Origin of the sequence: Ensifer sp. 1H6, assembly GCF_001976035.1 — a bacterium.
GTDB classification, from domain to species: domain Bacteria; phylum Pseudomonadota; class Alphaproteobacteria; order Rhizobiales; family Rhizobiaceae; genus Ensifer; species Ensifer canadensis.
The window spans coordinates 61,257-85,373 of the sequence record NZ_MOAI01000030.1 but is presented as its reverse complement, the minus strand read 5'-3'; the positions used below and the strand labels follow the sequence as shown (position 1 = coordinate 85,373).

The window sequence follows — 24,117 nt, the reverse complement described above, 5'->3', positions numbered from 1 at the left end:
TGGTATCCCAGGTCGGCACCTGCACGCCCTTGTAGCCGCAATCGGCAGCCCACTTGGTGATCGCCGCAAACGAGTTGAACGGCGCCGCATCCCCGGCAAACTGCGCAAGAAACAGACCGGGGCCCTTAATCGTTTTCATCGCAAACATCCTCCTGATGATATGGCTACCGGCAGAGCCGGCCGGTTCAGCCAACGACAGGAAGAAGCGGACGAAAGCTTCATTTTCGCTGCAGCTGAAGCACCTGAAACGTTGCAGGCGCCGAAGCTAGCAGATTTTCTGTATGGAGCAACCGGTTGGGACGAGAATTTCGGGAGGCGTCCTCCTGCGTTCACAGGCGCCGAAATGCCAATCCGGAAACTGACTGCGGTGCGCCTCACCGGCACGACGAGGCACCAGTAAAAAAACCGGCCGCAGCGGCGGCCGGTTCTTCAATCAGCGTTGATCGCAGCCGCTCAGACGTAGCGGTTGACGACATTCTCCAGCAGCTCCTGCTTGCCGGACTTCGGTTGCGGGTTGAGGTCGGACTTCAGCACCCAAGCTTCGATCTCTTCCAGCGAGAAGCCACCCTCGAGCATCTTCTTGGCTTCCGGCACCTGCCAACCGGCGTAGCGCTGATCAAGCGGAGCCGACAGCGCCTTGTCTTCGATCATCTGGGCGGCCGCCTTGATGCCGCGGGCGCAGCAATCCATGCCGCCGATATGGCCGATCAAGAGGTCCTCGGGGTCGAGCGACTGGCGCCGCAGCTTCGCGTCGAAGTTGGTGCCGCCCGACTTGAAACCGCCGCCTGCCAGCACCTGATAGTAGGCGAGCGCCATTTCCGGCACGTTGTTGGGGAACTGGTCCGTATCCCAACCCGACTGGTAGTCGTTGCGGTTCATGTCGATCGAACCGAAGATGCCAAGCGCATTGGCAAGAGCCAGTTCGTGCTCGAAGGAATGGCCGGCGAGGATCGCATGGCCCTGCTCGATATTGACCTGGACTTCCTTCTCCAGACCGTACCTCTTGAGGAAGCCGTAGACCGTGGCGACGTCATAGTCATACTGGTGCTTGGTCGGCTCCTGCGGCTTCGGCTCGATCAGGATCGCGCCCTTGAAGCCGATCTTGTGCTTGTAGTCGACCACCAGATTGACGAAGCGGCCGAGCTGGTCGAGTTCTCGCGAAAGGTCGGTGTTGAGCAGCGTCTCGTAACCTTCGCGCCCGCCCCACAGCACGTAGTTCTCACCGCCGAGACGCTGGGTGGCATCTAGGCAGGTCTTTACCGTCGCGGCTGCAAAGGCAAACACATCCGGATCCGGATTGGTGGCGGCACCCGACATATAGCGGCGATTGGAGAAGAGATTGGCGGTGCCCCAGAGCAGCTTGACGCCGGTGTCGGCCTGCTTCTTTGCGAAATAGTCGACGATCTCGTTGAGGTTCTTGGTGTTTTCGACGAAGTTCCGGCCCTCGGGGCGCACGTCGGCATCGTGGAAGCAGTAGTAGGGAACGCCGAGCAGCTGGAAGAATTCGAACGCAACATCCGCCTTCAGCTTGGCCGCATCCATCGTGTCCTTGAACCATGGGCGCTCGAACGTCTGGCCGCCAAAGGGGTCTCCGCCCGGCCAGACGAAGGTGTGCCAATAGGCGACCGCGAAGCGCAGGTGATCTTCCATGCGCTTGCCGAAAACGACCTCGTCCTTGTTGTAGTGGCGGAAGGCGAGCGGATTGCTGCTCTCCGGTCCCTCATACTTGATCTTAGCGATATCGCCGAAAAATCCCGTGCTCACGGTCTGGCTCCTCTCAAGGCTGGTGTGCCGGCGCCGCGACTGCAAAACGCCCGGTCATTACGTGGAAGGTAATTGGTTTCATTCCCTCGTGCGGCGATACCTGCGGCATCGAAACGCCAAGCCAAAGGAATAGTCAGATGAACGATTTCAACCGGATCGCCGAGGCCTACATCGCCGCCTGGAACGCAGAGGTCGGCAGCCGCAGCGTGTTGATCGAAGCGGCCTTTACCGTCGACGTCGCCTATCGCGACCCGATCATGCAGGGTGACGGGCATGCGGGCATCGGCGGCTTGATCGCCGGCGTTCAGGGCCAGTTTCCTGGTTTTCGCTTCACGCTCAAGGGCACGCCGGACGGCTTTGCCGACACGATCCGCTTCTCCTGGGCGCTTGGCCCAGATGGCGACGAATCCGTGATCGAGGGCACCGACGTCGGCCTCATCGAGAACGGCCGGCTGAAACAGGTCACCGGCTTTATCGACAAGGTGCCGGCGCAATAGGCCCGGTCGATCGAAAACAGCCATGGAGGGGCGCGGTGCGGTCACGTCGTCGCGCCCTTGATGGCGGGATAGAGACGCCGATAGCTCTGGTAGGCTTCGTCGTAGGCCGCCACAAAAGCCGCTTCGGGCGCGATCGTTTCCGCCGTTTTCGGTGCATGGCAAATCGCGACTGGGTCGGCGCCGGTCGCCGCGATCAGGCCGAGACGCGCAGCACCGAAGGCGGCGCCGAAATCGCCATCAGCAGGCAGATCGACCGGCAGGTCGAGCGCGGTCGCGATCGACTTCAGCCAGTAGCGCGAACGCGATCCACCACCGATCGCCGTCACCCGCGAAAGCGTCGTGCCGGCGGCACGCAAAGCTTCGAGGCTGTCACGGATGGCGAAGGAAACGCCTTCCATGACCGCCTGCGTCAGCACTACCCGGCTGCTCTCGTGGCCGAGCCCGGCAAATGCGCCGCGGATCGTTGCATCATTGTGGGGCGTGCGCTCGCCGGAGAGATAGGGAAGGAAGGTCACGCCGCTTGGCGCCTTCAGCGTATCGCCGAGCTCGGTGCTGAGGTCGGCGGCGCTGCGACCGGCGATTCCGGAATACCAGTTGAGCGCATCGGTCGCCGACAGAATGACACCCATCTGATGCCAGGTATTCGGCAGAGCGTGGCAGAAGGCGTGAACGGCGCTTTCCGGATTGGGCAGGTAGCTTGCATTGGCGGCAAACAGCACACCCGACGTGCCCAATGAAACGAAAGCATGGCCTTCGCCGACGGTGCCCATACCGCAGGCAGACGCCGCATTGTCGCCCGCCCCCCCGGCAACGACGACGCCGGCATCCATGCCCCAGCGTGACGCCAGCTCGGGCCGGAGCCCGCCCGCCCGATCCGTGCCTTCGACGAGATCCGGCATCTGCCGTTCCTCCATGCCGGTGGCCGAAAGCAGGCTTTCTGACCAGCGGCGCTTGGCCGTATCGAGCCAAGCCGTGCCGGCCGAATCCGACATCTCGGACATATGCTCACCCGTCAGCCACAGGCGCAGATAGTCCTTCGGCAACAGCACCCACCGCACCTTGGCAAAGAGATCCGGCTCGTTTTCACGCACCCATGCGAGTTTCGGCGCGGTGAATCCGGGGAAGACGATGTTGCCGGTGATGGCGCGGAATTGCGGCTCGGCATCGAGCGCCGCTGCCTCGCGAAAACTGCGGGTGTCGTTCCAGAGGATGCAGGGCCGCAGCACCTTGTCGTCGGCGTCAAGCAGCGTCGCGCCATGCATCTGGCCGGAAAGGCCGATGCCGCGCACGGCGGCAAGGGCTGAAGGATGTGCCGCCTTCAGGCCTGATATCGCCTCCTCGGTAGCCCTGATCCAAGCGGCCGGGTCCTGCTCCGACCAACCGGGATGCGGCCGCGAGACGTCGAGTGCGCCGGATGCCGAACCGACAATACGCTGATCGCCATCCATCAGCATCGCCTTGACGCCCGACGTGCCGAGATCCAGTCCAAGATACATGCGTGCCTCCATTGGGCAATTCCGGGGAAAGCGTGCAACGGTTTTCCGTCAGGAATTGTGTAAATTCAAAGCATTACACCGGTTCGACCGGCAGGTTGTCTTTGAGGAAAATGTCGATGCGGATGCGTTCCTGCGCCTCTATCATCGAGAGCCCATCGGCGCGGGCCTTCAGCACGCGAATGGCGCTGCGCACCTCGTGACCGGCATCCTGGTTGAGCAGCGCATCGATGGTACCCGAAACGAGTGCAGCACGACTGTACGGCGTCAATTCGTGCGCGATCGCGCAGATCTCGGACTGACGTCCGGCCTTCTCCAGCGCCGCGATCAGGCCGCGGTTGCCGGCGCCGAGGCTGTAGATGCCGCTAAGGTTCGGATGCGCGGCGAGCAGATCCTGCACCAGATTTTCGACTTCCGACGGGTCATCGTGGCCCTCGACCACGGGCAAAAGCTGCCGCTTGGCGGCACCTTCATTGACGGCAGCGCTGAAACCCTCAAGCCGATCCCGATGGTCTCGCACCAGCATCGATCCGGCGACGATGGCAACGGGCCCGTCGCGGCCGCCGACAAAACGCCGCATCAGACTGCCGGCCGTGCGTCCGGCGGCAATATTGTCGACGCCGGCGAAATGCTCGCGCTCGGAGCCGGTCAGGTCGGACACGAGGGTGACGACGGCAATGCCGTCCTCGCGAAGCCGCCCAACGGCCGCAACCACTTCAGGCGCTTCGACGGCAACGACGGCAACGCCGGCCGGTCCGCGTCGGCGCGCTTCGTCGAGCGCATCGGCCAGCGCCGATGCATCGAAGGCGGGAACGGAGAGGATGCTGACATCGGTCCGCTCGACGGCGGAGCGGGCCATTGCGGACTGGACCTCGGCCTCGAGCCCGCGCATGAAGGCGTTTTCGCCTTCGGGCAAAATGAAGATCAGCGGATAGCTGCGGCTCTTGGCAAGGTTGGCCGCCGCCACGTCCCTGATATAACCGAGCGTCGCGATCGCGCGCTCGACCTTGTCGCGCGTGACCGTCCGCACACCCGGGCGATTGTTCAAAACCCGGTCGACGGTCGCAAGGCTGACGCCTGCTTCTGCAGCGATGTCGTGGACTGTAGGGCGCATCATTTCCTCCCGCAAACTGCCTTAGAGGAATTTTTGATGTACGTAAATCAAAAACACGCAAGGAAAGACCGGCCGCTGTTTTCGCTGGCTAAAAACGCTTGCTGAATGCTTGCGTGAAAGTGACCTCGCCGTGGCCCTTCCCGGCCTCGGCAAGCACCACATCCATGAAGCCGTCGGTCACGCGCACGAGCGCGAAACCGCCCATATAGGCCGCCTTCGGCTTGAACAGATCCAGCCCTTCGCGGCGATAGATCATCGCGGTTTCGTGCTGATGGCCGTGAAAGAGACCGATGACATTATAGCCCTTGACGGCATCAACGAGCGCCTGCCGCTCGCCAGGACTCCACCAATGCGGCGGGCCATTGCCCTGGTCGTCGAAGGTCCTGGCGGCAGCGTCCCAGACCTCCGTCGAGAAGGCATCCCAGCCATAGTGCTGGAACAGGATCACCGGTCGGCCGTCAGCGGCATAGGTTGCCAGATCCTGCTTCAGCCACGGCAGCGCATCCACCGCACCCTTGCTGACGTCGCCACCGAAGCGTTGGAGCTGAACGAGATGCAGCCCGCCCCAATCCCAGGAATAGCAATCCGACAGCGGGTCGTAGTTCGTCACCGGCACCGGAGGCTTGTAGAACACCGACTGCCGATGATTGAGCTCGACATAGTCGCGCAGTTCGCGGCGATACCAGTCGACATGCGGCGGCGGCCCGTCCTGGTCGAGGTCATGGTTGCCGAGCCCGACATAGACGGGGAAGTGCACGCGGTCGGCACCCGGTCCTTCCTGATAGCGGCTCGAAAACTGCTGCAGCTGCCGTCCCTCACGCGGCTGGCGCACCTGTCCGCCGCCGTCATCGGTCACGTCGCCACCGAGCACAAGACCGAGCGGCCGGCCGATCCGCCGGCCGGTGCTGCCGAGCCCGCTTGACTGACCGCCGACGGTTTCCGGCCAGTGCATCGCCGGCAGGGCATTGAGCGCTGCCACGTGGCGAAGCAGATTCGCGTCGGTCTTGCCTTCGGCCGCACAGTTCGGCGCAAGGCCCTCGGTCGAGACGAGGCAGGCGTGGATATCGTTCGAAAACAGGAAGGTAGCATCGATGGGCGGGCGTCCGGCTGCGCGCATGGGCGTGGCCAACAGTGTCGCGCCGATGCCGGCGGCGGCGGCAAGGAAGGAGCGCCTGGAGATGCCGAAGTGTTGGTATGCCCGCATGAACGGCCCCGTTTCCAACCCGGCCAGGTGCCGGATCGTCGATCAGGGTTCGGCCGGACGTTGCTTTCCGGCCGGATTGTGCCGCAACACGAAGACGGCGTAAACCGCGCGTGGGCCTAGTGCCCGCCGCCGCTGGGTCCGACGCCCTGCGGTTTCTTGATCATCATCACACCCAGGATCAGCGACAGGAACAGCACGGTCAGGATGACGAAGATATCGCCGAACGACAGGATCATCGCCTGCTTCTGGGCCATCGCCGCAAGCTGCTTGATGGCGATCGAAGCACCATCGAGACCATGGGCGTTGAAGGTGGCGGCCATGTTGTTGAACCGCTCCATCGCCTCGGGGTTGCCCCACTGGATGTGTTCGGAGAGCCGGGCATAGTGCAGATCCTGGCGCTGGGTCAGGATGGTGTTGATCACCGCCAGGCCAACAGCGCCGCCAAGGTTGCGCGTCAGGTTGAAGAGGCCGGATGCGCCGCGCATGCGTGCCGGCGGCATGGTGCCGAGCGCGATGTTGTTGATCGGCACCATGCACAGCATCAGCCCGACGCCGCGCAGGATCTGCGGAATGAACAGCTCGTAGAAGTCCCAGTCAGCCGTCAGATGTCCCATGATCCAGGTGCCGCTGGCAAAGCTGGCAAAGCCGATGGTCATCAGCACGCGCGGATCGAGTTTGCCCGACAGGAAGCCGGCGACCGGCGCCGTGAAGAACATGGCTAGACCCGAGACAAACATCGTCTCGCCGATCATCAGTGAATCGTAGCCGCGGATGCGCCCGAGATAGAGCGGGTAGAGATAGGTGAGACCATAGAGCCCGATGCCCATGACAAAGGAGAACATCGAACCGAAGGCGAAATTTCGGTTTGAAAACGCCCTGAGGTCGACCACCGGGAATTCCACCTTGAAGGCCCGGTAGAAGAAAATCACCGCGGCGATCACGGTGGCGACGGCACCCATGACGATATGCTCGTCGTTGAACCAGTCGTTGGCGTTGCCTTCTTCCAGGACATATTCGAGCGAGCCGAGGAAGATCGCCATCGAGGCGAGCCCCCACCAGTCGAACTTCTTGAACAGACCAAGCTCCGGCTTGTCGAAATCGATGAAGGTCCAGGTCAGCGTCGCAACGATGATGCCGGGAATGACATTGACCAGGAACAGCCAGTGCCAGGAGAAGGCGTGGCTGAGGTAGCCGCCGACGGTCGGGCCGATGGTCGGCGCGAGCGTGGCGATCAGACCGATGATCGGCGAAACGATGTTGCGCTTCGACGGCGGAAAAATGGTGAAGGCAGCCGCAAAGACTGACGGAATCATGCCGCCACCGATGAAGCCCTGGATCGCCCGGTAGACGATCATCTGGTCGATATTGGTGGCTGTGGCGGCGAGCGCGCTTGCCGCGGTGAAACCCGCAGCCGATACCGAAAACAATACCCGCGTCGAGACGATACGCGCCAGCGTGCCCGAAAGCGGGATCATGATGACTTCGGCAATGAGGTAGGAGGTCTGCACCCAGCCGATTTCGTCGGAGCCGGCCGACAGGCCGGCCTGGATTTCGGCAAGCGATGCCGAAACGATCTGGATGTCGAGGATCGCCATGAACATGCCGACGACCATGGCGAAGAAGGCGATCAGCCTTCTCGGGTCCATATGTTCTTCGACCTTCGGTGCGGCTGCCGCCACCGAGCCTGCTGTTGCCGTTGCGGCCATCTGAGCCACTCCCTGCGTGTAAAGGCGCATCGGCGCGTTCAAAAGAACACGCCGGCGCGTCAGGCCCGATTACTTCGTGGCGGCGACCTTGGTCTCGTCGGGCGCCGTGCGCGTGTCGACATCGACGACGACGCTCAAGCCCGCCCGCAGATGGCCTTCCGCCAGCACATCGGCCGGCAGCGTGATGCGCACCGGCACACGCTGGATCACCTTGGTGAAGTTGCCGGTGGCGTTTTCCGCCGGCAGCAGCGAGAACACCGAGCCGGATGCCGGCGCGATCGAGGCAACCGTGCCTTCGACCGCGTGCTCGTCATAGGCGTCGATATGGACCTTGACCTTCGAGCCGGGGACCAGATGGGCGATCTGCGTCTCCTTGAAGTTGGCGTCGATATAGAGCTGGTCGACAGGCACGAGCGCGGCCAGTCGCTGGCCAGCGGAAACGAGGTCACCGACCTGGACGGCGACGTTGCCGATGACGCCGTCATAGGGCGCCTTCAAGACGGTGAAGCCGAGGTCGCGGTTGGCCTTGTCACGGGCAAGTTCGAGCGAGCGGATCTGGCTTTCCGCCTCTGAGCGCTGCGCCTGCAGCACGGTGATGTTGGCGTTCGCAGCCGCGATGTTGGCATCGGCGCCGGCAAGGTTCGCCCGAGCCTGATCCAGAGCCACGTCGGCATTGTCGCGCGAAGCAACGGTGCCGACGTCCTTGGACTGGAGGTCGCTCGCGCGCTTCTGCGCGAGTTCGGCGCCGCGCACCGTTGCTTCGAGAGCGTTCTTCTGGGCTTCGGCCTGGGCAAGGCTCGCCATCGCCCCTGCGATCTGCGCGTCGAAACGGCTGAGCGCCAGCTTCTGGGTGGCGATCTGGGCTTCGGTCTGCTCGGCCGCGATACGGTAGTCGCCGTCATCGAGCGTGACCATGGGATCGCCGGCCTTCACCTTCTGGTTGGCGACGACGTCGACCTTGGCGACATAGCCCGACACTTTCGGAGAGATCGTGGCAATGTCGCCTTCGATATAGGCGTCATCAGTCGAAACCATGAAGCGGCCATTGGTCCACCAGTCATAGCCATACCAGCCGGCGCCAGCGAGCGCGACAAGGCCGAGAACCGGCAAGATCGGGCTGCGCTTCTTCTTTTTCGAAGCGGCCTCGACAGCAGGCTCTTGCACCGCTGCCGGCGCTCTCGGCAGTCGCCCCCTTGGCCTCGGGCTCGGCCTCATGGGTCTGCGGAACTTCAAAATCCTCGCCGACAGGGCGAACGCGAGCGGCGCTGGACGTTTTGGATGCGGACATGGATACCGGCCTGGTTAATGAGGGGTGACTGAACTGAACCGTTCGGTTCGATCGAAGCTTGACTTAGTCGCTTTGACGTCGCATATCAAGAGGGAATCGAACCGGGTAGTTCGATGGACGAGAATTAATGCGAACGGGACGGGTGCAGACGGCAATCATGGAACCAGCAAAGACCGAGCAAAACGAGACCTTCCGGCCTGATAACGGCGCGGACGACCAGCTTGGTCCCGGCAGCGGACGCCATGCGGCGGGTGAAGACCCTGCCAAGCGCCAACAGATTCTCGAGGGCGCGCGGCGGGTCTTCATGAGCCAGGGCTTCGACGCCGCCAGCATGAACGATATCACCCGCGAGGCCGGCGTCTCGAAGGGCACGCTCTACGTCTACTTCGAAAACAAGGAAGACCTGTTCAAGGCGCTGATCATCCAGGGCAAGACCCTGGTGATCCAGACCGCCAAGCATGCACTCAACGACCACGAAGACGTCGAGGAGGCGCTCTACGATTTCGGCGTCACCCTGACGAGCAGCATCACCTCCGAGGCCACGATCCGCTCCATGCGCATGGTGATCGGCGTGATCGACCGGATGCCGCATCTGGCGGAACGCTTCTTCAGCGAGGCGCCCGAAAACGGCTATACGGTCCTCAAGACCTATCTCGACCGGCAGGTTCCAACAGGCACGCTCGACATCGACAACACGGAAGTAGCGGCCAGGCAGTTCATCGAGATGGCCCAGGCCGGGCTGTTCAAGCACCGCCTGTTCGGCGGAATGTGCTCGGCGCCGCCGCGAGAGCAGATCGAGGGCACGGTTGCCGCGGCCGTCCGCGTCTTCATGGCCGCCTATGGACCGAAGAAGAAGACGGACTGAGCCAAGCCAAGGGGCTCATTCGTTCGGGCTAGCCTTCAATCCAGCAATTGCGATCAAGCACGCCTTGCGGCAAGACCCTATGAGCATGGGCTGTCTGCCACGGGAGTGAACATGAGTGCTATCGGAAGGGCGATCTGGTTCATCGAGAGCCATTTCGCCAGGGATATATCGCTGGAGGAGATCGCCGAGGCTGCCGGCCTTTCGCGCTTTCACCTGTCGCGCGTCTTCGGACTGGTGACCGGTCGCTCCATCAGCGCCTATATCCGTGCGCGGCGGCTGAGCGGCGCCGCACGAAACCTTGCCGACGGCTCGTCCAGCATTCTCGCGGTGGCCCTCGAAGCGGGCTACGGCTCGCACGAGGCTTTCACCCGTGCCTTTCGCGAGCAGTTCGGCGTCACGCCGGAGACCGTGCGCAAGCAAGGGCACCTCAGCAACATCGCACTGACGGAGCCTATCAGAATGGACGACACCCGCCTCCTCAAACTGGACCCACCGCGCTTCGAAGACAGCCCGCCTTTGCTTTTGGCCGGCCTTGCCGAAACCTACGCCTATGGCCGCACCGAAGGCATTCCCTCGCTGTGGCAGCGCTTCAATACCCACTTCGGCAACATCCCCGGACAGAAGGGCAACGTCGCCTACGGCGTCTGCAGCCAGAGCGATGGCGAAGCCGGGACATTTCGCTATATGGCGGCAGCAGAAGTCGACGACGCCGGCGCCCTGCCCGCCGGCTTTACCACCATGAAGCTGCCGAAGCAGCGTTACGCCGTGTTCCTGCACCGCGGCCATATCTCATCGATCGCCACGACGGCGCACCATATCTTCGGCACCTGGCTGCCGGAGTCCGGTCTTCAGCATGGCCAAACGCCTGATCTCATCGAGCGTTATGATGATCGTTTCGACCCGCATTCGGGCATGGGGGTGGTCGAAATGTGGATTCCGATCCAAGCGTAAACGGTAAAGCGCCGCCGCAAATGGCCGGCGGCGCTTGTCACTTTCGCAATGTTGCTTAAATACTGCCGCGATTCTTGCGCGACGACGCGCCACCGAAAAAGGAAAGATCGCCGATGCAGGGGATAATGTCGCTTGCCCAGGACCCAGCCGCCTGGGTCGCCCTCATAACACTGGTTGTCATGGAGGTGGTTCTCGGCATCGACAACCTGATCTTCATCTCCATCCTCACCAACAAGCTGCCGGCCGAACACCGCGAGAGGGCCCGCCGCATCGGCATTACCCTGGCGCTCGTCATGCGCCTCGCCCTGCTCGGCACCGTCGCCTGGATCGTCAAGCTGACCACGCCGGTGTTCGAGGTCTTCGGACACGGCTTCTCGTGGAAGGACATGATCCTGATCGCCGGCGGTCTTTTCCTCGTCTGGAAGGCGACCAAGGAAATCCACCATAGCGTCGATCCGAGCGACCACGGCGAAGACTTCATCGCTTCTTCGGCGATCAACAGCTTCGGCGCGGCGATCGGCCAGATCCTGCTGCTCGACCTCGTCTTCTCGGTCGACAGCATCATTACCGCCGTCGGCATGACGCCGCATCTGCCGATCATGGTCGTCGCCGTCCTAGCCGCCGTCACCGTGATGCTCGTTGCCGCGACGCCGCTTGCCAACTTCATCGAGAAGAACCCGACGATCGTCATGCTGGCGCTCGCCTTCCTCTTGATGATCGGCACGACGCTGATCGCCGAAGGCATGGGCCTGCACGTGCCGAAGGGCTACATCTACGCCGCCATGGCCTTCTCGGCGCTGGTGGAGGTTCTCAACATGGTGGCGCGCAATGCGCGGCTGCGAAAGAAGGCCGCCGGCAAGCTGCACTGAGGCGTTGCCACGAACAAAACTGGAAAGGCGGGGCCACCAGCCCCGCCTTTTCGTTGCGCCGAAAAAAGACCTGCATCACAGGGGATGCAGGCCATCTTGCTGCGGGCGTTTGTGAGAACGCTACAGCGCCGCGCGTCTTACGAGACGCGCAAAGGTCGCTGTCGCGCTTTGTATTGCTGCATGTTTTGATCCTTATATCGAATAGCATTTAAGGAAACATGCAGTGGCGCTCGACTGCCGTTTCGTTGGCCACGGGAAGAAATCGGAAAAATTCCCGTGTTCTCCGCCTTCGTCATGTCCGATTGGCACAGCCCGCGCCTCTCGAACGGATAACGCCTCATCCGGTAAATCGTTCCGGTTGCTTCAGGCGTCGGGACGTTGCCCAATCTCCACGAGGATGTTGCCGGGTATGACCATATAGAAGACATAGGCGCCATGCCGCTCTTCCGGTTCGGTGATGCGGATGCCGCTCGGCAGGATGCGCCGATAGGCATCCTCGACTGCCAATCGCTCGGGCAGCAGGAAGCCGATATGGTAGGTCTGAAGACCGAGGCTGACCTGGTCGCCACCGCCAAGCTTGGCGATCGGCGGGCTGATCACCAGCACCATGCCGGCATCGTCTGCCAGGCGATAAAAGGCATCCTTGCCGCGCGTTTCGACAAGCGTGAAGCCAAGATGTTCGATGAAGAATGTCGCCGTTTCGGTAACGACGGGGCTGTGAAGGTCGAGATGGTTCAGTCGCATATGCAGTCTCCGTGTTTTGAGAAACGCGGCGGACTGCGTCTGATCTGGATACACCCCGCCGCGGACCGATGCGGATGCATCGGAACCACGCCGCGGGTTCGAACGATCAGGTTCGAGCAGAGCTTCGCAACCGCTCGTACGGTGACGAAGGGACCGGGCTTACCATATCCGGTCCTGCCTTTTTCGACACGGGATGTGTAGCGCAGCCAAGCTGCGCCAGCAAGATCGCTGAGATCAGTTTTTCCCGGCGTCCGGATCCACCTTCTGCAACTCCTGCAGATAGGCGTCGAGACGATCAAACTTCTCTTCCCAGAAGCGGCGGTAGCTGTCGAGCCAGCTGTTGACGTCGCGCAAGGGTGCCGCTTCGAGCCGGCAGGGGCGCCATTGCGCCTCGCGGCCGCGGCTGATCAGCCCGGCGCGCTCGAGAACTTTCAGATGTTTTGAAACCGCCGGCAGGCTCATCTCGAACGGCTCCGCCAGTTCGCCGACAGAAGCCTCGCCGAGAGAGAGCCGGGCGAGAATCGCCCGGCGCGTGGGGTCGGCAAGGGCTGAGAGCGTGGTCGACAGGCGATCTTCCGGCATTTCCTAAAAAACCTTTCAGTTAAATAACCTCACGGTTCAATATAACCAGCCATCGGCAGTGTCAACAAAAACCGGCGTGATCCACTTTCCGTTGACATGCTCCATGTTCTATGGTCTCACGCGAGCCGACTGGAATAGCCCGCCGATACCGCTGGTGCGGCACCCCTACGGGCCTTTCCTTCCCATAAAATGCGCGCCCGGCGGCCGGACTTGTCTTCCGGCAAGGGGCGAGAAGCACGTCAAACGGGCAAAGACCATGGCAGATTCAGCAGTTCGGGTACGCATCGCACCCTCCCCCACCGGCGAGCCGCATGTCGGCACCGCCTATATCGCACTGTTCAACTATCTCTTCGCAAAGAAGCACGGCGGCACCTTCATCCTTCGTATCGAGGATACCGACGCCACACGCTCGACGCCGGAGTTTGAGCAGAAGGTTCTGGATGCGCTGAAATGGTGCGGGCTCGAATGGTCGGAAGGCCCTGACGTCGGCGGCCCCTATGGCCCCTACCGCCAGAGCGACCGCAAGGACATCTATCTCGACTACGTTCGCCAGATCGAGAACAACGGCCACGGCTTCCGCTGTTTCTGCACACCGGAACGGCTCGAACAGATGCGCGAGGGCCAGCGCGCCGCCGGCAAGCAGCCGAAATATGACGGCCACTGCCTGAGCCTGACAGCCGAAGAAGTGACCCGCCGCGTCGATGCCGGCGAGCCGCATGTCGTGCGCATGAAGATCCCGACCGAGGGCTCCTGCAAGTTCACCGACGGCGTCTATGGCGACGTCGAGATCCCGTGGGATTCGGTCGACATGCAGGTGCTGCTCAAGGCCGACGGCATGCCGACCTACCACATGGCGAACGTCGTCGACGACTACCTGATGAAGATCACCCACGTCGCGCGCGGCGAGGAGTGGCTGGCCTCCGTGCCGAAGCACATCCTGATCTATCAGTATCTCGGCCTGACGCCGCCGGTGTTCATGCACCTGTCGCTGATGCGCAATGCCGACAAATCGAAGCTGTCGAAGCGCAAGAACCCGACGTCGATCTCCTACTACTCGGCGCTCGGCTACCTGCCGGAAGCGCTGATGAATTTCCTCGGCCTGTTCTTCATCCAGATCGCCGAAGGCGAGGAACTGATGACGATGGCCGAGCTTGCCGAAAAGTTCGACCCCGACAACCTGTCGAAGTCGGGCGCGATCTTCGACATCCAGAAGCTCGACTGGCTGAACGGCCGCTGGATCCGCGAGAAGCTGAGCGACGACGAATTCCTCGGCCGGGTGCTTGCCTGGGCGTCCGAGAACGATCGCCTGAAGCAGGGCCTGAAGCTGTCGCAGTCGCGCATCTCCAAGCTCGGCGAACTGCCGGCCCTTGCCGACTTCCTGTTGAAGTCCGACCTCGGCCTCGAGCCGGCGGCCTTCGCCAAGATCAAGTCGAGCCCGGAAGAACTGGTCGAGATCTTCAACACGGTACAGCCGGATCTGGAAAAGATCCTCGAATGGAACAAGGAAACGATCGAAGCGGAACTACGCGCGATCGCCGACCGCATGGGCAAGAAGCTCAAGGTCGTGCTGGCACCGCTGTTCGTGGCGGTTTCCGGTTCGTCGCGGTCGCTGCCGCTCTTCGACAGCATGGAACTGCTCGGCCGCTCGGTCGTGCGCCAGCGGTTGAAGATTGCAGGCCAGGTCGCCGCCTCGATGGCCGGCAGCGGAAAGTAAGGACAGGACGATGAACGACAAGACCGAAACAACAGCCCTCTCCTCCGATGTGACGGAAGTGCGCGCGCAGAAGCTGAAGCTGCTCCGCGAACAGATCGGCGACGTCTATCCGGCGCATTTCCACCGCACGATGGCCAATGCCGAACTTGCGGCGAAGTACGAGAACCTGGAGCTGGACACCGAGACGCAGGACGTCGTCACCGTCGCCGGCCGCGTCTACTCGTCGCGCAACTCCGGCATGTTCATGGATATCCATGATGCCTCCGGCAAGATCCAGATCTTCAGCCACAAGGACACCACGCCTGAAGACGCACGCGCACTGCTGCCGATGATCGACATCGGCGACATCATCGGTGTCACCGGCGTCGTGCGCCGCACCAAGCGCGGCGAACTGACGATCAACGCGCAGACGATCACCATGCTGACGAAGTCGCTGCTGCCGATGCCCGAAAAATGGCATGGCTTGTCGGATATCGAGCTGCGCTACCGCAAGCGCCACCTCGACATCATGACCAACGAGGAATCGAAGCTGCGCTTCCAGCAGCGCAGCAAGATCGTTTCCGGCATCCGCCGCTTCATGGAAGACGACGGCTTCATGGAAGTCGAAACGCCGATGCTGCATTCGGTCTATGGCGGTGCGACGGCCGAGCCGTTCAAGACTCACCACAACACGCTGAAGCTCGACATGTTCCTGCGCATTGCGCCGGAACTGTATCTGAAGCGCACGCTGGTATCTGGCCTGACCGACAAGGTGTTCGAGATCAACCGCAACTTCCGCAACGAAGGCGTCTCGACCCGGCACAATCCCGAATTCACCATGATGGAATGCTACTGGGCCTATGCCGACTACGAGGACATCATGGACCTCGTCGAGCGGCTGTTTACCAAGCTCGCTCTGTCGATCCACGGCTCGACCGAATTCATGTTCGGCGACAAGGAAATCTCCTTCAAGGGTCCGTTCCGCCGCGTGCCGATGCCGGATGCCGTCAAGGAAGCGACCGGTATCGACTTCCTGGCGATGAAGACCGACGAGGAAGCCCGTGCGGCCGCCAAGGCTGCCGGGTTCGAAGTCGAGAAGGACTGGACCTGGGGCGAGTGCCTCGCCTTCATCTTCGAAGAAAAGGTCGAGCCGACGCTGATCCAGCCGGCCCACGTCACGCATTTCCCGAAGGACATCTCGCCTTTCGCCAAGGAAGTGCCGGGCGAGCCGCGCCTCGTCGAGCGTTTCGAGACCTATTGCAACACCTGGGAACTCGGCAACGCCTTCTCGGAGCTCAACGATCCGGAAGAGCAGCGCGCCCGCATGGTCGAGCAGCTGGAGCAGGCCCATGCCCGCGGCGAAAAGGCAAAGCAGCTCGATGACGAGTTCCTTGATGCCATCGACCAGGGCATGCCGCCGGCAGGCGGCCTCGGCATCGGCGTCGACCGCCTGATCATGCTTTTGACCAACGCGCCGTCGATCCGCGACATCATCCTGTTCCCGGCGCGCCGCAACAAGGCCGACTGATCAAAGTCATAACGGCACAAGACAAAGCCCGGCGCGATTGCGGCGGGCTTTTTTCATTTTCAATGATGGAGTGACAGCGCGCTGCGCGAGAACGGCGCTTCAGTGGCCTGCAGGCGCTTCGGCGCTCTCGACCTTGTGCTCTTGCGCCGTGGCGTCCGGTGCCGCCTCGCCCTCGACGGCGACAGCATTCGGATCGATGCAGGGCGACCGATCGTCCATGCCGGCCATCATGCCGCGGATGTCACCCACGGAAAGATCGATGGTGTTGCCATGAAAGAAGCCGGCCGAGTTTGCCGTGCCGTCATTGTAGGACGCGCGGAACGGTTCATCCATACCGGGCACGCTCTGCGGGCCCGGTGCAAAGAGAACTTGCGCGCCGATCGCCGCACCCCGAACCTGGGCGCGCTCTTCCGGTCCGGCCGCATCGAGAACGACCACCTGGTAAAGCTCGGCATTTTCCGTCTTGGAGAGAGCACCGACCACGCGAAGCGCCGTGCGCATGCGCGCTTCGCCGTCGGCACGATCCGTCTTGATGTGCATGCGGACCCAGCGCTGACCGTGATGGCCGAGCTTGATGGTTCTGACCAGGGTGCATTCGAGGCCGGAGGTGGCGGGCTTGGAAATCCGCTCCATCAATGCGTCGCGGCCGACATAGACGGCGGCAGCACCTGAGGCAGCCGACACGCCGAACGCCGCGGCGAGGATGACGACCAGCCTCTTCGATGGGCGCAGGTTGCCGAGAATAGCCTTCACGAGAATGGCTCCGCTGTCATTTCAGGAACTGTAACAAAAGCCCGAAGGCGCCTTGCAAGGATAGGCGCTGCACCTTTCAGAAAGTTTAAGCGCCGCGCGCCATAGACGAACGGGAAGAACAGAGGAGCTCGCCCAAAAGACATCTTCAGCTTCGACATCGGGCGTGTTCGATAGGGATCGAAGGGTGATTGACTTTCGCAGGCATCTTGCCTCCATTGCGACCCGTCAAACGCAAGAAAAAGAAAAGAAGAACACATGCACAAGGTTATCTTTGATACGGATCCGGGCATCGACGATGCGATGGCCCTCCTCTTCCTCCACCGCCACCCGGATATCGACCTCATCGGCATTACGACGGTCTTCGGCAACGCCTCGGTCGAAACGACGACGCGCAATGCGCTGTTCCTGAAGCGCGAGTGGGGCATTAAGGCACCGGTCGCAAAAGGTCTCGACAAGACCTTCAATCCGGATCGGCCGCATGTCGGCTGGCCGACCTTTATTCATGGCGATGACGGCCTCGGCAACATCGACGTGCCCGAGACCATCGACCTGCCCGTCGATCCCCGCCCGGCGCACCGCTTCATCATCGACACCGTCCGCGCCAATCCCGGCGAAGTGACGCTGATTGCCGTCGGTCGCATGACCAACCTGGCGCTGGCACTGCGCGAAGATCCGGATTTTGCGCCGCTGGTGCGCGAAGTGGTGATCATGGGCGGCGCCTTCGACGTCAACGGCAACATCACGCCGGCCGCCGAAGCCAATATCCATGGCGACCCCGAGGCAGCCGACGTCGTCATGACGGCGCCGTGGCCGGTTACGGTCGTCGGTCTCGATGTCACCACCAAGACGGTGATGACCAAGGCCATGCTCGCCGACATCGCCGCACGCGGCGGAGCGCCGGCACAGCTGCTCTCCGACATCTCGCAGTTCTACATCACCTTCTACGAGCAGCATGTGCCTGACGGTATGGTGGTGCATGACAGCTGCGCCTGTGCCTATGTCGTGGCGCCGGACCTGTTCAAGGTGCGCAGCGGCGTCATCCGCGTCGTCTGCGGCGGCCTTGCCGATGGCCAGACGATCCAGAAGCCCGACAGCCGGCTGTTCCCGCCGAGCCCGTGGGACAACCTGCCGAGCCAGAAAGCTTGCATCGACATCGATGCAGCGAAAACCCTGAAGTTGATCGGCGACACGCTGGCGCTGCACGACTGATGTCACCCCGAACGGACCGGCTTGTCCAACCGTTCGAAAAACTTTGCTGCGATAGCTGGCGGACATGCGTTCGCCGGCTATCTTTATGGCCATGAAACCGGACGCCCTGCTCTATCCAGCCCCGAAAGGTCTCTATTGTGAGATCGGGGATTTCTACATCGACCCGGTGCAGCCGGTCGATCGCGCCCTGATCACCCATGGCCATTCCGACCACGCTCGCGCCGGCCACGGTCAGGTGCTCGCCACCCGCGAAACGCTCGATATCATGCGCATCCGCTATGGCGACGGTTTCTGCGGCACGAGCCAGGCCGTTGCCCTGGGCGAGACGATGGTCGTCAACGGCGTCGAGGTGCGTTTTCACCCCGCAGGCCATGTGCTCGGCTCGGCGCAGATTTCGGTGATGGCGAAGGGCACGCGCATCGTCGTCTCGGGCGATTACAAACGACGCCGCGACCCGACCTGCCTGTCGTTCGAACCGGTTCCATGCGACGTCTTCATCACCGAGGCCACCTTCGGCCTGCCGGTCTTCCACCACCCGGACGACCGCACCGAGATGCAGAAGCTGCTGACGTCGCTGAAGCAGTTTCCCGAGCGCACCCATGTGGTCGGCGCCTATGCGCTCGGCAAGGCGCAGAGGGTGATCGCCCTTCTGCGCGAGCAGGGCTACGACCAGCCGATCTACATCCACGGCGCCTTGCAGAAGCTCTGTGATTATTATCGTGGCGAAGGCATAGATCTCGGTGAAATCCGCCCGGCGACGCTTGCCGCCGACGAGAAGCAGGATTTTTCCGGCACCGTCGTCATCGGCCCGCCCGCAGCCTTCGCCGACCGCTGGGCGCGGCGCTTCGTCGATCCCCTGGCGATCTTCGCTTCAGGCTGGATGATGATCCGGCAACGGGCCAAGCAGCGCGGCGTCGAGCTGCCGCTGGTGATCTCCGACCACTGCGACTGGCCAGAACTGACGCAAACGATCCGTGAGATCGGCCCGGCGGAAGTCTGGGTTACCCATGGCCGCGAGGAGGCGCTGGTGCGCTGGTGCGAGCTCGAAGGCATCGCCGCGCGACCGCTGCATCTCGTCGGCTATGACGACGAGGGAGAGTGAGCGATGAAGGCCTTCGCCGAACTGCTCGACCGCCTCGTGCTCACCCCGCAGCGCAACGCCAAGATCCGGCTGCTGGCGGATTATTTCCGCACTACATCTGATCCGAGCCGCGGCTATGCGCTCGCCGCGATCGCCGGCACGCTCTCGCTTGCAACCGTCAAGCCGGCGATGATCCGTGACCTTCTGCTCGAACGCATGGACGAGGTGCTGTTCCGCTATTCCTACGATTATGTCGGTGACCTTGCCGAGACCGTGTCGCTGGTCTGGGAGCCGCCTGCAGGCGTGGTGCCCGACGACATTCCGCTCGGCGACGCGATCGAAAAGCTGCAGGCGACCGGCCGCGCCAATGTGCGCAGTGTCGTTCGCGACATGCTCGACCGGCTCGACACATCGGCGCGCTTCGCCTTCCTGAAACTCGTGACCGGCGGCCTGCGCATCGGCGTCTCCGCCAAGCTCGCAAAGCAGGCTCTGGCCGAGATGGGTGGAAAGGACGTCAGCGAAATCGAAACTCTCTGGCACGGGCTCGCTCCGCCCTATCTGCCGCTCTTCCAATGGCTGGCGGGAGAGGCGGAAAGGCCGGTGCTTTCGACGCCCGCCGTCTTCCATTCGGTGATGCTTGCCACTCCTGTCGGCGAAGGCGACCTCGACGGGCTCGACCCGAAGGATTTTGCCGCCGAATGGAAGTGGGACGGCATCCGCGTGCAGCTCGCCAATATCGGTGGGACCACACGGCTCTACTCGCGCAGCGGCGACGAAATCTCCGGTGCCTTCCCTGATGTGCTGGAGGCGGCCGACTTTTCCGGCATCATCGACGGCGAACTGCTGGTCGGAGGCACCGCCCGCACCAACCGTGCCACCCGGACCTTTTCTGACCTGCAGCAACGGCTGAACCGCAAGTCCGTCAGCCGCAAGATGCTGGACGAATACCCCGCCTTCATCCGCGCCTACGACGTGCTCTTTGCGGGCGAAACCGACGTTCGGGCGGAGGGTTTCCTGGCACGACGGGCGATATTGAGCGACCTTGTCGAACGGGCCTCGCCGCAGCATTTCGACCTGTCCCCGCTCGTGCCGTTTTCCTCCTGGGAGGAACTCGACCAGCTCCGATCCGATCCGCCCGATCCCGTCATCGAAGGCATCATGCTGAAGCGGCTGGATTCGCCCTATACCGCCGGCCGCGCCAAGGGTCCCTGGTTCAAATGGAAGCGCGCGCCCTTTAACGTCGATGCGGTGCTGATGTATGCGCAGCGCGGCCACGGCAAGCGCTCCAGCTACTATTCCGATTTCACCTTCGGCGTCTGGACTAAGATCGACGGCACGGAAACGCTGGTGCCGGTGGGCAAGGCCTATTTCGGCTTTACCGATGCCGAACTGGAAATTCTCGACCGCTTCGTCCGGGATAATACCATCGAGCGCTTCGGCCCGGTCCGGGCCGTGCGGGCCGAACCCGATTTCGGCTTCGTCGTCGAGGTCGCCTTCGAGGGGCTGAACCGGTCGACCCGGCACAAGTCGGGCGTTGCCATGCGCTTTCCCCGTATTGCACGGCTGCGTCAGGACAAGCTCCCGCATGAGGCCGACCGGCTGGAGACCTTGCAGGCGATGATCGATGGCAGATCGTGATCGACTGCATAATTCCTTAAATCGGATCCGGTTTAAGGATAAAATTATGCAGCAAATTTAAAGCGTTACAGCGTCCTTCGCGCGTCTTATTTGACGCACGGCGCTGTAAAGCGCGGAACCGGCGCGATCGATCGGCGTTTGAGCTATTCGAACGCACGCAAGGAGATGCGACATGCCTGCAAAATCCAAGGCACAGCAAAAGGCGGCCGGTGCAGCCCTTGCCGCCAAACGCGGAGACATGAAGAAATCCGAACTCAAGGGCGCGTCACGCGAAATGGAAAAATCCATGACCGAAAGCGAGCTTGAAGAACTTGCGGAAACCAAGCGCAAGAAACTGCCCGAGCGGAAGACGGCAAAATGACCTCCCGGCAAGCATAAAAGCCGGAACTAAAACACAATTGTTAATACCAATTTGGGATCATCCCGGTCGTTTCGTATCATTCGCACACCGCCGGGGTGATCTTGTGCTTGCCAGACATATCTTCCACCTCGGGAAGAAGAAACTTTCCAGAGTTCTGACGCCGAACTACCTTCCCGCGATCATCGCCTCTTTCGTTGTTCTCGCGGCCGGCATTCTTGCGGACAATCAGAACCAGGTGGTCTCCGAAGCCCGCATGCGATCTCAAGTCGCCGACGAGCTCAACCCGATCCGCTCCAAACTCGAGGCCAGCATCAACGGCAATATCCAGCTCGTACGGGGCCTGATCGGCACCATCGTGACCGAACCGGGTATGGACCAGGAGCGTTTTGCAGCTCTTTCGCGCAGCATCTTCACAGAGCGCTCGCAGCTGCGCAGCATCGCCGCGGCGCCGAACCTCATCGTGCGCATGGCCTATCCCTTGCAGGGCAATGAAAGGGCGATCGGGCTCGATTACCGCAAGAACGATGCCCAGCGCGCCGCCGTCATGAAGGTAAGGGACACCGGCAAGATGGTTCTCGCCGGCCCGGTGGATCTCGTGCAGGGCGGGCGCGGACTGATTGGCCGCTTCCCGGTATCGATCGATGCCGGCGGAGGCAGCAATCGCTTCTGGGGCATCGTCTCTGCCGTCATCGATGTCGATCGTCTCTACAATGACAGCGGTCTCCTCTCTTCCAAGCTGGGCATTGATATCGCGATGACCGGCCGCGACGGGACGGGCAGCAGTGGAACGGCCTTCTTCGGCGACCCCAAGGTTTTTGGTCAGGCGCCGGTTGATATGACCGTCCTGCTTCCCGGCGGCTCCTGGCACATCGCCGCCGTTCCCAAAGGCGGCTGGCCGCACACGCCCCGCAATGCCTGGTTCATCCGCGCGCTGATCGTTGCCGGCGGCCTGATGATCATCCTGCCGATGCTGCTGACGGGCCGGCTGATGAGCGAGCGGCAGAACAATATTCGCGCCCTCAGGCACAGCAAGGCGCAATTGCAGGAACTGTCGCACCGCCTGAAGATCGCGCTCGACAGCTCGCAGATCGGCATCTGGGAACTCGACATCGCCAGCGGCAAGCTGCTCTGGGACGAGCGGATGAAGGAGCTCTACGGAAAGACCGGATCGGTGCGCAAGGCCTATGACGACTGGAAGACGACCTTGCATCCCGACGACATTGACCGCGCGGAAGAGGAGTTCGCCGAAGCCCTTGCGGCGGGCAGCGCCTACAATTCCGAGTTTCGAATCCGGCTACCGGATGACACCATCCGGCATATCCGCGCCATCGGCTCGACCTATGACGGCGCCGATGGGCGCAAGAAGATCGTCGGCGTCAACTGGGACGTGACCGCCGACATCAAGACCCGCGCAACCCTGTCGGAAGCCAAGCGCCAGGCCGAGGCGCACAGCGCCGAACTGGAGGCCGCGCGCTACCGCATGGAGTTCAATGCCCTGCACGATCCGCTGACCGGCCTGCCGAACCGGCGCTTCCTCGACCAGGTACTCGCAGACAGAAGCCATCACTTCGAAGCGGAGGCAAGGCTCAGCATCTTTCATATGGATCTCGATCGCTTCAAACAGATCAACGACACGCTGGGGCATGCGGCCGGTGACGAAATCCTGCGGCATGCAGCCGAACTGCTGCGCACCAACGCCAAGGAGAAGGACTTTGTCGCTCGCATCGGCGGCGACGAATTCGTCCTCGTCCGCCCGGAGGACAGCGCCGAGCCCGACGCCCGGCTGGCGTCATGCATCATCGAGGTAATGAGCGTTCCGGTTCGCTACAAGGACCAGGAATGCCGCATTGCCGTCAGCATCGGCATCGCGGCGCAGACCAAGCCGACCGACGACCTGGCGCAGATCCTCGTCAATGCCGACATCGCCCTTTACGAGGCCAAGCGCCGCGGCCGCAATCGGCACGAGACCTTCACCGGCGACCTGAAGACTGCCGTGTTCAAGACCAAGCAGACCGCCGACGAGATCCTTCGCGGTCTGGAACACAAGGAATTCATCGCGCATTTCCAGCCGCAGTTCTGCCCGAACACGCTTGAGGTCATCGGCGTCGAGGCGCTTGCACGTTGGGACCACCCGACCAAGGGATTGCTGGGTCCCCACACCTTTCTCAAGACCGCCGAAGACATCAACGTCGTCGCCTCCATCGACCAGGCGATCCTGGAGCAGGCGCTGTTCCAGATCTATCGCTGGGAGGCCAATGGCATCCACATCCCGAAGATCTCGGTCAACCTCTCCTATGCCCGCCTGCACGACGAGGGGCTGATCGGCCGTCTCGAACAGCTGCAGATCCCGCGCGGCCGCCTGTCCTTCGAGTTGCTGGAATCGATCTCCTTCGACGAGAGCGACGTCACGGTGCTGTCCAACATTCGCCGGATCAAGGAACTCGGCATCGATATCGAGATCGACGATTTCGGCACCGGCTATGCCTCCATCCTCAGCCTGCTGAAGCTGACCCCGCGGCGCCTGAAAATCGATCGCCAGCTGATTTTGCCGATCCTGAACTCGCCGGCCGAAAGGCGCCTCGTCGAATCGATCATCGATATCGGCACCTCGCTCGGCATCGAGGTGATCGCCGAGGGCGTCGAAACGCTCGAGCACGCCCGCATTCTGCAGGAGCTCGGCTGCCACGGCCTTCAGGGCTATGCCTTTGCCCGGCCGATGAGCGCCAACGATCTTGCGACCTTTGTTTTCGAGCGTAGGTGGCAGGCCGCCTGACGCC

Annotated in this window: 19 protein-coding genes and 2 pseudogenes; 11 read left to right on the top strand and 10 right to left on the bottom strand. The window is 62.3% G+C overall.

Annotated features, from left to right (window positions below; all coding sequences use genetic code 11):
- Positions 1 to 139, bottom strand: a pseudogene (locus BKP54_RS35440) (sugar phosphate isomerase/epimerase); the annotation flags it as partial.
- A gap of 314 nt (positions 140 to 453) precedes the next feature.
- Complete coding sequence (gene xylA, locus BKP54_RS27745; protein ID WP_025424906.1) at positions 454 to 1,764, bottom strand: xylose isomerase; 1,311 nt, start codon at positions 1,762 to 1,764, stop codon at positions 454 to 456.
- 137 nt (positions 1,765 to 1,901) lie between these two features.
- On the opposite strand from xylA, the gene BKP54_RS27740 reads away from it, so the two are divergent.
- Positions 1,902 to 2,261, top strand: coding sequence for a nuclear transport factor 2 family protein (locus BKP54_RS27740; RefSeq protein WP_025424907.1), 360 nt, complete (start codon positions 1,902 to 1,904; stop codon positions 2,259 to 2,261).
- Positions 2,262 to 2,302: 41 nt separating this feature from the next.
- Here the strand turns inward: BKP54_RS27740 and xylB are convergent, their stop codons facing one another.
- From xylB to BKP54_RS27715, 5 genes and pseudogenes are all read right to left on the bottom strand, one after another.
- The gene (gene xylB / locus BKP54_RS27735) at positions 2,303 to 3,757 is read right to left on the bottom strand and encodes a xylulokinase (protein WP_025424908.1); all 1,455 of its coding nucleotides are present in this window, start codon (positions 3,755 to 3,757) and stop codon (positions 2,303 to 2,305) included.
- Positions 3,758 to 3,830: 73 nt separating this feature from the next.
- Positions 3,831 to 4,868 carry a LacI family DNA-binding transcriptional regulator gene (locus tag BKP54_RS27730; protein ID WP_057225132.1) on the bottom strand — a complete coding sequence of 346 codons (1,038 nt, stop codon included), beginning with the start codon at positions 4,866 to 4,868 and terminating at the stop codon, positions 3,831 to 3,833.
- Between the two features lie 88 nt (positions 4,869 to 4,956).
- A complete protein-coding gene (locus BKP54_RS27725) occupies positions 4,957 to 5,985 on the bottom strand; it encodes a metallophosphoesterase (RefSeq protein ID WP_162174738.1) in 1,029 nt (342 codons plus the stop codon).
- A gap of 203 nt (positions 5,986 to 6,188) precedes the next feature.
- Positions 6,189 to 7,778 (bottom strand): DHA2 family efflux MFS transporter permease subunit, encoded by a 1,590-nt coding sequence (locus BKP54_RS27720; protein WP_025424911.1) that lies wholly within the window; start codon positions 7,776 to 7,778, stop codon positions 6,189 to 6,191.
- A gap of 69 nt (positions 7,779 to 7,847) precedes the next feature.
- Positions 7,848 to 9,066 (bottom strand): annotated as a pseudogene (locus tag BKP54_RS27715) (HlyD family secretion protein).
- Positions 9,067 to 9,223: 157 nt separating this feature from the next.
- Between BKP54_RS27715 and BKP54_RS27710 the strand changes: the two are divergent.
- The 3 genes from BKP54_RS27710 to BKP54_RS27700 all read left to right on the top strand — a co-directional run bounded on the left by BKP54_RS27710 (position 9,224) and on the right by BKP54_RS27700 (position 11,751).
- Positions 9,224 to 9,931: a TetR/AcrR family transcriptional regulator gene (locus BKP54_RS27710; RefSeq protein ID WP_025424913.1), complete on the top strand. Its 708-nt coding sequence runs from the start codon at positions 9,224 to 9,226 to the stop codon at positions 9,929 to 9,931.
- Between the two features lie 111 nt (positions 9,932 to 10,042).
- On the top strand, positions 10,043 to 10,882 hold the full coding sequence (locus tag BKP54_RS27705; protein ID WP_025424914.1) for an AraC family transcriptional regulator: 840 nt from the start codon (positions 10,043 to 10,045) through the stop codon (positions 10,880 to 10,882).
- A gap of 113 nt (positions 10,883 to 10,995) precedes the next feature.
- Positions 10,996 to 11,751 carry a TerC family protein gene (locus BKP54_RS27700; protein WP_025424915.1) on the top strand — a complete coding sequence of 252 codons (756 nt, stop codon included), beginning with the start codon at positions 10,996 to 10,998 and terminating at the stop codon, positions 11,749 to 11,751.
- 363 nt (positions 11,752 to 12,114) lie between these two features.
- On the opposite strand, the gene BKP54_RS27695 is transcribed toward BKP54_RS27700, so the two are convergent.
- Positions 12,115 to 12,495, bottom strand: a complete 381-nt coding sequence (locus BKP54_RS27695; RefSeq protein WP_025424916.1) for a VOC family protein — start codon at positions 12,493 to 12,495, stop codon at positions 12,115 to 12,117.
- 234 nt (positions 12,496 to 12,729) lie between these two features.
- Positions 12,730 to 13,077 carry a metalloregulator ArsR/SmtB family transcription factor gene (locus BKP54_RS27690; RefSeq protein WP_025424917.1) on the bottom strand — a complete coding sequence of 116 codons (348 nt, stop codon included), beginning with the start codon at positions 13,075 to 13,077 and terminating at the stop codon, positions 12,730 to 12,732.
- A gap of 256 nt (positions 13,078 to 13,333) precedes the next feature.
- Between BKP54_RS27690 and gltX the strand changes: the two genes are divergently transcribed.
- Together gltX and lysS are read left to right on the top strand one after the other, a co-directional pair.
- Complete coding sequence (gene gltX, locus BKP54_RS27685) at positions 13,334 to 14,791, top strand: glutamate--tRNA ligase (RefSeq protein ID WP_057210080.1); 1,458 nt, start codon at positions 13,334 to 13,336, stop codon at positions 14,789 to 14,791.
- Positions 14,792 to 14,801: 10 nt separating this feature from the next.
- Positions 14,802 to 16,298 (top strand): lysine--tRNA ligase, encoded by a 1,497-nt coding sequence (lysS, locus tag BKP54_RS27680; protein ID WP_057225134.1) that lies wholly within the window; start codon positions 14,802 to 14,804, stop codon positions 16,296 to 16,298.
- A gap of 99 nt (positions 16,299 to 16,397) precedes the next feature.
- Here lysS and BKP54_RS27675 read toward each other — a convergent pair whose 3' ends face one another.
- The gene (locus tag BKP54_RS27675) at positions 16,398 to 17,051 is read right to left on the bottom strand and encodes a hypothetical protein (protein ID WP_025424920.1); all 654 of its coding nucleotides are present in this window, start codon (positions 17,049 to 17,051) and stop codon (positions 16,398 to 16,400) included.
- A 255-nt stretch (positions 17,052 to 17,306) separates the two neighbouring features.
- Between BKP54_RS27675 and BKP54_RS27670 the strand changes: the two genes are divergently transcribed.
- The 5 genes from BKP54_RS27670 to BKP54_RS27650 all read left to right on the top strand — a co-directional run bounded on the left by BKP54_RS27670 (position 17,307) and on the right by BKP54_RS27650 (position 24,113).
- A complete protein-coding gene (locus BKP54_RS27670) occupies positions 17,307 to 18,260 on the top strand; it encodes a nucleoside hydrolase (protein WP_025424921.1) in 954 nt (317 codons plus the stop codon).
- 91 nt (positions 18,261 to 18,351) lie between these two features.
- Entirely contained in the window at positions 18,352 to 19,362 is a 1,011-nt protein-coding gene (locus tag BKP54_RS27665; RefSeq protein WP_038576510.1) for a ligase-associated DNA damage response exonuclease, read from the top strand.
- A gap of 3 nt (positions 19,363 to 19,365) precedes the next feature.
- The gene (locus BKP54_RS27660; protein WP_057210084.1) at positions 19,366 to 20,979 is read left to right on the top strand and encodes a cisplatin damage response ATP-dependent DNA ligase; all 1,614 of its coding nucleotides are present in this window, start codon (positions 19,366 to 19,368) and stop codon (positions 20,977 to 20,979) included.
- A gap of 172 nt (positions 20,980 to 21,151) precedes the next feature.
- A complete protein-coding gene (locus tag BKP54_RS27655; protein WP_025424924.1) occupies positions 21,152 to 21,340 on the top strand; it encodes a DUF3008 family protein in 189 nt (62 codons plus the stop codon).
- Positions 21,341 to 21,443: 103 nt separating this feature from the next.
- The gene (locus tag BKP54_RS27650; RefSeq protein ID WP_245317912.1) at positions 21,444 to 24,113 is read left to right on the top strand and encodes an EAL domain-containing protein; all 2,670 of its coding nucleotides are present in this window, start codon (positions 21,444 to 21,446) and stop codon (positions 24,111 to 24,113) included.
- The last annotated feature ends 4 nt before the right edge of the window (positions 24,114 to 24,117 follow it).